We start from the raw sequence: 2,311 nt of genomic DNA on the forward strand, positions 1-2,311 counted from the left end.
CCATTACGAAAATCCAGGAATCTAACGCTATGGCTGGTTTTATTGAAGAGTCCCGTGCCAAACTAGTTGAGTGGCAAAACTACTACTCCAGCATAAAACCGTTAATTGACACAGCTGACTACGAGGGTGTCTTTAACGTTCCAGTGCCTGCTTAGTATTAAAAACGGGTAGCACGCCTACTTTTTAATACCGGGATTAAGAGTGGGCGTAACTTCATCATTACAGAGTTTTTTGCCATATGTAGCTACGGTTGTTTGTTAAGATTCAACTAACCAGAACTCAGCCTCTTCAAACATTTCCTGGACAGTACGGCTTATCTGCTCTTTCTCATGCTTGCTGGCGTCAGTGTTGATCGCCGGCAGTGTCATCATCGGTTTTACCCGGACATCAGCATCCGGGAAAATCCGGTGAACCCTCTTACTCAGTTCGCCCAGAATGATGTCTTTTGCACCGGGCAGACCATCAAAATTCCTTTTGTCATAAACGAGTTCCACAAACATGCTTTAGCTCCTCTTTACTGTGTATAATGACAGTATATACTGTATATATAAACAGTATCAATGCGAGTGAGTTTATTATGAAGTTTTATTCACCAGTCGAACTACGTCAGATAGTTGCGCTTCCCTTATTTGGCGATTTGGTTCCATGCGGATTTCCTTCACCAGCGCAGGATTATGTTGAGAAACGTATTGATCTCAACGAGCTGTTAGTGCAACACCCAAGTGCGACCTATTTCGTAAAATCATCTGGCGATTCCATGATCGGCGCGGGTATCGGTAATGGCGATTTGCTGGTCGTCGATCGATCAAGAAAGCCTGTACATGGGGACATTGTGATTGCCGCCATTGATGGCGAGTTTACAGTTAAACGTCTGCAGTTAAACCCGGTTGTTATGCTTGTTCCTGAAAACAGTGCTTATGCGCCCATCAGGATAAACAGCGAAGATACGCTGGATATTTTTGGCGTTGTGACGTTTATCGTGAAAGCGGCAAGCTGAACATGTTTGCTCTGGTTGATGTGAACTCGTTTTATGCGAGTTGTGAGACTGCATTCCGGCCAGACCTGAAGGGAAGGCCGGTTGTGGTTCTCTCAAACAACGATGGCTGTGTTATTGCCCGTAACGCTGAAGCCAAAACGATAGGTGTGAAAATGGGAGACCCGTATTTCAGGCAAAAGGACTTATTCCGCCGATGTGGTGTTGTTTGCTTCAGCAGCAATTATGAACTGTATGCGGATATGTCCAGTAGGGTAATGGCCACGCTGGAGGCATTATCACCACGATGCGAAATTTATTCGATAGACGAGGCTTTCTGTGATGTTTCCGGCGTGAGGAATTGCCGCGTTCTGGAGGATTTTGGGCGTGAGTTAAAAGATGCGGTTTATCAAAATACGGGCCTGGCTGTTGGCGTTGGTATTGCTCAGACAAAAACGCTGGCCAAGCTGGCAAATCACGCCGCTAAAAAATGGCAGAAACAGACGGGAGGCGTGGTGGATTTATCAAACCTCGAACGCCAGCGTAAGCTTATGGCTGCACTTCCGGTTGATGAGGTCTGGGGTATAGGGCGACGAATTGGCAAGAAGCTGGAGGCTATGGGGATCAAAAAGGTTCTTGATCTGGCAGATACTGACATCCGTTTTATCCGTAATCACTTCAATGTTGTCCTGGAGAGAACAGTGCGCGAGCTTCGTGGAGAACCCTGTCTTGAACTGGAGGAGTTTGCGCCAGTAAAGCAGGAAATTGTCTGTTCCCGGTCATTCGGGGAGCGCATTACCGATTATGACGCTATGCGGCAGGCCATCTGCAGTTATGCGTCGCGCGCCGCAGAAAAGTTACGTGGAGAGCATCAGTATTGCCGCTTCATATCGACCTTTGTCAAAACGTCACCCTTTGCGCTGAACGAACAGTACTACGGTAACAGCGCATCAGTGAAACTGCTCACCCCGACACAGGACAGCCGGGACATTATTGCAGCAGCGACGCGAAGCCTGGATGCAATATGGAAAGACGGACATCGATATCAGAAAGCGGGGATCATGCTGGGAGACTTCTTCAGTCAGGGTATAGCCCAGTTGAATCTGTTCGATGATAATGCGCCGCGCCGGGGTAGTGAGAAATTGATGGAAGTTCTGGATCATCTGAATGCAAAGGAAGGCAGAGGGGCGCTTTATTTCGCCGGACAGGGGATTCAGCAACAATGGGCGATGAAGAGAGAAATGTTGTCACCACGTTATACCACCAGGTATTCTGATATTCTTAGTGTCAGATGAGTTTCATCAGGTCGATGCAGCGACCAGAATTAAATTATTATAG

At 47.3% G+C, this 2,311-nt stretch carries 3 protein-coding genes; 2 read left to right on the forward strand and 1 reads right to left on the reverse strand.

From position 1 onward, the window contains the following. Nucleotides 1–257: 257 nt before the first annotated feature. Nucleotides 258–500, reverse strand: coding sequence for a DinI-like family protein (locus NNO02_RS23040; protein ID WP_181549155.1), 243 nt, complete (start codon nt 498–500; stop codon nt 258–260). Nucleotides 501–577: 77 nt separating this feature from the next. Here NNO02_RS23040 and NNO02_RS23045 point away from each other — a divergent pair, with 77 nt between their 5' ends. Together NNO02_RS23045 and NNO02_RS23050 are read left to right on the forward strand one after the other, a co-directional pair. Continuing rightward, nucleotides 578–997, forward strand: coding sequence for a translesion error-prone DNA polymerase V autoproteolytic subunit (locus NNO02_RS23045; protein WP_271455853.1), 420 nt, complete (start codon nt 578–580; stop codon nt 995–997). A 2-nt stretch (nt 998–999) separates the two neighbouring features. Further along, complete coding sequence (locus tag NNO02_RS23050; protein WP_271455854.1) at nt 1,000–2,268, forward strand: Y-family DNA polymerase; 1,269 nt, start codon at nt 1,000–1,002, stop codon at nt 2,266–2,268. Nucleotides 2,269–2,311 lie beyond the last annotated feature (43 nt).

It is taken from the genome of Citrobacter sp. Awk 2 (assembly GCF_028069815.1).
Lineage (GTDB): Bacteria > Pseudomonadota > Gammaproteobacteria > Enterobacterales > Enterobacteriaceae > Citrobacter.